The organism is Hymenobacter agri, assembly GCF_054778495.1.
Genome location: NZ_BAAGZM010000275.1, coordinates 1 through 5,519, shown reverse-complemented (window position 1 = coordinate 5,519; position 5,519 = coordinate 1). Strand labels below are relative to the sequence as shown.

The following is a 5,519-nucleotide window of genomic DNA, read 5'->3' as shown; positions in this document are numbered from 1 at the left end:
GCTTGGGCCGCTACCGCGCCGGGAGCGACTTTTTCAGCCCGCACCTGTTTTGCTTGGGCGGGGCCACGCCGGCCGGCCACACATACGCCCGCCACTTCGGCACCCCGCCCGATGTGGCGGAAGACCCCGTGACGGGCTCGGCCACCGGTGGTATGGCGGCCTACCTGTGGCACCACGGCTACCTCAATTCGCCGGAATTCATTGCCGAGCAGGGCCACGACATGGACCGCGCCGGCTCGGTGCAGGTGCGCGTGTACGGTCCGCGCGAAGCCATCCAATCGGTGCAGATTGGCGGCACCGGCGTGGTGGTGCTGGAAGGCGGACTGCGCGCCGATTTGTAGGCAGGGAGGCAACTCCGCTGGGGGTTGGCCTGTTAGAACGTCATGCGGAGCGCAGCGAAGCATGACGTTCAATTGCCCCCGAAATCAGCCCTCAAACCTCAGTCCTTCTCCACGTGCCCGAATTACCCGAAGTCGAAACTTACCGCCGCTTTATCGATGAAATTGCCGTGGGCCAAACCATTGCCGCCGTGCAGGTGAATGATGCTCACGTGCTGGCCATGCCCGAAGCCGAACTGCGCGCCGGTCTCGTGGGCCGAACCATCACTGGTACGAGCCGTCTGGGCAAAAACTGCTTTGTGGAGCTTGATAACGGCAAAGTGCTGGTGCTGCACTTCGGCATGACCGGCGACATCGGCGCCTACCGCGACGAGCCCGACGCCCCGCGCTTCACCCGCGTGGCCCTGCACCTCGACGATTCCGGCCTGCGCCTCGCCTTCATTGACCCGCGCAAATTCGGCCGTATCCGGTTGGCTGACAGCGCGACTGCGTATCAGAAAGCCAAAAAAATCGGCCCCGATGCCCTGAAAATCACTGCCGCCGAATTGCAGCAGAAGCTGGGCCATCGCAAAACGCTACTTAAGCCGCTGCTGCTCGACCAAAGCATCACCGCCGGCCTCGGCAACTGGATTGTGGACGAAGTGCTGTTTCAGGCCAAAATTCATCCCGAGCGGTTGGGCAATTCGCTGTCGGAAAAGGAGTTCAAGGCCCTGCACGCCGCCATTCAGCTGGTGCTCACCACGGCCATCAGCCACGAGGCCAACTACAAGTATTTCCCCAAGTCCTTCCTCATCCACGCCCGCGAGTGGGACGACTCGGCTACGCTTGGCACCGATGCGCACACCTTCTGCCCGCGCCATCCGAAGGTGAAGATTGAGAAATACTACGTGGGCGGGCGCGCCACCTACATCTGCCCGAAGTGCCAGCCCGCGCCGGCCTCAGTGCATGCTGCCCCCGCCGTCGGCCAGCACGAATAGGCCCGTGCAGGCACCAAAGCCAATAAGCAGCACCAGCAGCAGGCTCAGGAAATAGGGCGCAGCCCCTGTTTCCTGCGGGCCACTCCCCAGATGCGTCAGGGCCAGAATGAGGTTGGCCAGTGCCTGGCCCAGGTAGAAAAGGCCAAACAGGATGGCGGCTGCCCCATCCATCCACTTCACCGCCAGGCCCAGCACGACGGCAGCGCCCAGCAGAATGAGCAGGTTGTTGCGAATGATGCGGCCGAAGGTAGGTTGACTCATAAGAAATTAGTTACCGTTGACTCGCATACCCTTCAGCATCATAAAGCAGGCGCCTAACCCAATCAGCACCACCAGAATACCCGACAAAATAAACGCCGCAACCCAGTGCCGCCAGCCAATTACCAGCGCAATCAGCGCGGCCAGCACGTTCGTGGCGGTGAGGACGCCCACGGCAATGGCCAGCAACCCTGAATCGCCATGCGTCGAAATAGCGGCCCACACGAGCAGGGCCAGGTTCACGGCCACCGGCCATTTGAAGGAAGACGGTTTTTCGGGTGGGGGAGGGGCGGGTTGCATAGGCAGAAAGGAGTAACCGATAGCCAAAAGTTAGGCAGGATTGCCGCACATGCTCCAGCCAATGAGCAGCAGCATGAGGCCGATGAGCACGGCAACGAGGCAGCCGCTGGATTTGGGCGGCTCACCCGGGGGCGGCAGGGGCTTGCGCAGCTCCATTACACAATACCGATGCGCTCGGCCCGCAGCTCCTCCAGCCGGGCCAGCTTTTCTTGGTCGCGGTAGAAGATGTTCATCGTTTCGAAGGGAATGATTTTCAAATCCTTGCTCACGATGTGCACGCAGGATTTTTTCACGGCCCGCACGTCGAAATTATGCGCGTCCATGAACTGCAGGATGATGATGCGGAACAGGTTTTCGTAGCCCAGATTGGGGGCCGATACCTGCGGCAGGCAGCACAGCAGCTGGTTGATTTCGGGCACCACCGTATCCACCGTATTAGCCGTGCTGAAGAGCTTGAGCATGTGCTGGCGCAGGCGCGGGTCGCGCTCATACACGATGGTGTTGCTACTGTTGCTCAGCAGCTCGGCGGGGTCGACGTAGCGGGTGAGGGGGAACACTTCGCCGTCGAGCTTCAGGGCGTAGGCCATGGCCAGCGCGTCGGGGTTGCAGGGCACGGGCAGCAGGTCGTCGGCCGTGAAGACCGGACTCTGGTCGATGATGCCCTGGCGTACTTCCGTGAGCGAAAAGGAGTCGGTTTCGGGGTTGAAATTATCGAGCCGCCCGGCCGCCTGCGTGGGCTGAAACGTGACGCCGCGAATGCACTTCTGCTGCAGGGCGTAGTCGATGATGTCGCCCATCTCGTCGTCGTTCAGGCCCTTTTGCAGCGTCACTACCAGTGTAGTGCTGAGGTTATATTTATTGAGGTGCTCGATGGCCTGCTTCCGCACCTCGCGCAGGTCGCGGCCGCGCAAGGTCAGCAACACGTTTTCGCGGAAGGAATCGAACTGCAGGTACACTTCGAACGCGCCCGCGTAGGTGGCCAGCCGCGCCACGAAGGCCTCATCCTTGGCCAGGCGCACGCCGTTGGTATTCACCATCAAGTGCTTGATGGGCTTGCGCTTGCACATGTCCAGAATTTCCCAGAACTGCGGGTGCAGCGTGGGCTCGCCGCCGGATATCTGCACCACGTCGGGCTCGCCCTCGTTGGCTACCACCAGGTCCACCATAGCTTCCACTTCCTCCAGGGTGCGGTGCCGGCCGTGGGTGGGGCTGCTCTCGGCGTAGCAGGTGGGGCAGGTGAGGTTGCAGCGGTCGGTTATCTCGATGACAGTGAGGCAGCTGTGCTGCTCGTGGTCGGTGCAGAGGCCGCAATCATACGGGCAGCCAAAATGCGTGGCCGCGTTGAAGCGCCGCGGCGTTTCGCTGGGCTTCACATAGTTGCGAATGCTCTTGTAATACTCGATATCGGTGGCAATGCGCACCTTCTGCCGCCCGTGCTCGGGGCAACGTTTGAGCATGAATACGTTGCCGTCTTCGAAGACGATTTTGGCCTCGATGCGGCGCAGGCAGTGCGGACAGAGGCTCAGCGTAAAGTCGTAGTAGGTGTATGGCCGTTCGGGCATGGCGGATGTTGGGAAAGGAAATGGACGCCGGAATATAGGGGTAGACTTGAAATTCCGTCTGTCATCCTGAGCGGCGCGAAGGACCCTAACACGTTAGCAAGAGTAATTCTGATGTGATAAGGTCCTTCGCGCCGCTCAGGATGACAGGCGTCAATCCTTCAGCTCCTTGATGGCCTGCGTTATCTCAAACTCCGTTATCTGCTCGGGGTAGTTGGCGTAGAAAATATTGTCCTCATTCAGCCGGTAGCCGCCAATCAGGGCATGCTGCGCGGCTTCGAGGTGCTGCCGCGCCAAGGCCGGCTGGTGCTGCGCTGCATATACTAGAGCCAGATTGTAATTGGCTTCCGGGTGCTGCGGGTAGGCTTTCAGGCACTGTTGCAGGTAGGTTTGGGCCTGCGCGTACTGCTTCAGCCGGGCGGCCACTACGCCGGCATACCACAGTGTATTGAAGTGGATGGAACCTTGCCCGTCGGCTCCGCGCTGCAGGGCCATGTCGGCGGCGAAGGCCTTTTCGGCCAGCTTGTCGTGGCCCAGCTCCAGCTCGCTGGCACCTTCGAAAAACGCATAGGTGTGGTCCATCTCGCGGCCGTTGGGCTTGAGTTTAGCCACGCGCTGGAAGTCGGCAATGGCCCCGGCGTAGTCCTTCGAGAAGATGCACTTAAGGAACCCGCGGTAAGCCAGGTAGCGGTTGGCATCGAGCGCCACAGCCTTGTCAATCAGTAGGAAGGCCTGCGCGTAGTCGCCGCACTTAATCAGCGGCATGGCTTTTTGCTGGTAGGCATAGGCAATGTTGGGGCAGGCGGCAATCAGGCTGTCGCAGTACAGGCCCCACTGCGGGCTGAGGTAGCTCACGCGGTGCGCGCCCCGGTCGAGGTAGCGGGCCACGAGCGTATCCTGATACGCTTTGCTGCTGCAGTCGCCGGCCGGCACCGCAGAAGTGACGGGCCGCTGGCATTGCCCCAGCCGCGCCAAGGCCAGCAGGCTAAGGAATAACGGCCACGACTTTACCATCGGTTATTTTAAAGCTTAGATACGTAAAATAGCTCACGGCGAAACCGCTATGCGTGGCAGTGCGCCAGTCTTTCAGGGTTTTCAAAAAGGCGTACAGCTCGCTCACCAGCTCCGGCCGGAAGTGCGTGGGCACGTAGTTGGCATCGGTTTGCAGCACCTGCGTCATCGGCTGCCGGAATCCCGCGCAGTCAATCATGAACCGAAACGTGATGTAGCCGCTGCCGTGGTATTTACGGCCGCCACGCTGTAAAAACGCGGTTGCCTCGCGCACCAGCGTGGCCGAGCTGCGCGGGTATTTGCCATCCACGGCGAAATAGGGCAGGGTGGAGGTTTTGGCGCACGCAGGATTGCGGGCGATGGTGGTGTCGAGGTATTCTCCGCCGTGGAAAGAGAGGTATTGGGCGTGGGCACCAAGGCCGGAAGCAAGCAGTAATGACCAGATTATAAGCAGATGTTTCATCCGATAAAGCAAATACTCAACATAGACTGATTTGCTATGGGCTTGGCTGCAGAACGAACTTTAATAAACGCGCCTCCGCTTGGCGTTGATGCTTCCAAAAGCAGATTGCCTTTGCGCCATCTCAATTGCAGTTTATTTCCATTGCCAATTTGTGTCATCCCGATAGGCGATATGGTATCGTGCCGCAATTTCTTTCAAAGCCACTTTTGCTTCTTCAATATTCTGGATTTGCTTTTTGGGTAATATCAGCGAATTAGCAGCCAATCGAACATAAATAGCGGTTGGCACTTCAATGATTTCAGTTACAGCCGAAAGGTTCACAGTGCCTTCGCTTAGTTCGTCTTTAGAATGAATTTGCTCATCGGCAAGCTGAATAGTAACCGGTTTATTAATTCGATTGCCGTAATTCTCGTCAATGTATTTGGTGTAATGACGCTCATATCTCAGCCGCGAGTAATATGGATAAAACAGCGCAGAGATGATAGCAGCACCTAAAAAATAGAACATCAACAGCCGGTCAAATTTGATATAAAATAAATGGCGGTGGTCTAAGTGAGGATGAACACGTATAAGGTTGATGGTAACAACTCAGCATACGTGCGCCAAATGCGGC

General features: G+C 58.8%; 9 protein-coding genes. 2 read left to right on the top strand and 7 right to left on the bottom strand.

Annotated elements, in window-relative coordinates; genetic code table 11:
- Both ACYVDE_RS13560 and mutM read left to right on the top strand, forming a co-directional pair.
- On the top strand, nucleotides 1-341 hold a 341-nt coding region (locus ACYVDE_RS13560; RefSeq protein ID WP_460502079.1), incomplete at its 5' end, for a PhzF family phenazine biosynthesis protein.
- A gap of 113 nt (nucleotides 342-454) precedes the next feature.
- Nucleotides 455-1,315: an Fpg/Nei family DNA glycosylase gene (gene mutM / locus ACYVDE_RS13555; protein ID WP_460502078.1), complete on the top strand. Its 861-nt coding sequence runs from the start codon at nucleotides 455-457 to the stop codon at nucleotides 1,313-1,315.
- On the opposite strand, the gene ACYVDE_RS13550 is transcribed toward mutM, so the two are convergent.
- The 7 genes from ACYVDE_RS13550 to ACYVDE_RS13520 form a co-directional block, all read right to left on the bottom strand.
- Complete coding sequence (locus ACYVDE_RS13550) at nucleotides 1,277-1,576, bottom strand: hypothetical protein (RefSeq protein WP_460502077.1); 300 nt, start codon at nucleotides 1,574-1,576, stop codon at nucleotides 1,277-1,279. The genes mutM and ACYVDE_RS13550 overlap by 39 nt on opposite strands.
- Nucleotides 1,577-1,582: 6 nt before the next feature.
- Nucleotides 1,583-1,873, bottom strand: coding sequence for a hypothetical protein (locus ACYVDE_RS13545; RefSeq protein ID WP_460502076.1), 291 nt, complete (start codon nucleotides 1,871-1,873; stop codon nucleotides 1,583-1,585).
- 30 nt (nucleotides 1,874-1,903) lie between these two features.
- A complete protein-coding gene (locus ACYVDE_RS13540) occupies nucleotides 1,904-2,029 on the bottom strand; it encodes a hypothetical protein (protein WP_460502075.1) in 126 nt (41 codons plus the stop codon).
- Nucleotides 2,029-3,435, bottom strand: a complete 1,407-nt coding sequence (locus ACYVDE_RS13535; RefSeq protein ID WP_460502074.1) for a radical SAM protein — start codon at nucleotides 3,433-3,435, stop codon at nucleotides 2,029-2,031. Before ACYVDE_RS13535 ends, ACYVDE_RS13540 begins: the two co-directional genes overlap by 1 nt.
- Before the next feature lie 150 nt (nucleotides 3,436-3,585).
- A complete protein-coding gene (locus ACYVDE_RS13530) occupies nucleotides 3,586-4,365 on the bottom strand; it encodes a tetratricopeptide repeat protein (protein WP_460502073.1) in 780 nt (259 codons plus the stop codon).
- Nucleotides 4,366-4,417: 52 nt separating this feature from the next.
- The gene (locus tag ACYVDE_RS13525; protein WP_460502072.1) at nucleotides 4,418-4,906 is read right to left on the bottom strand and encodes a hypothetical protein; all 489 of its coding nucleotides are present in this window, start codon (nucleotides 4,904-4,906) and stop codon (nucleotides 4,418-4,420) included.
- Nucleotides 4,907-5,038: 132 nt separating this feature from the next.
- Nucleotides 5,039-5,416 (bottom strand): hypothetical protein, encoded by a 378-nt coding sequence (locus ACYVDE_RS13520; protein ID WP_460502071.1) that lies wholly within the window; start codon nucleotides 5,414-5,416, stop codon nucleotides 5,039-5,041.
- Nucleotides 5,417-5,519 lie beyond the last annotated feature (103 nt).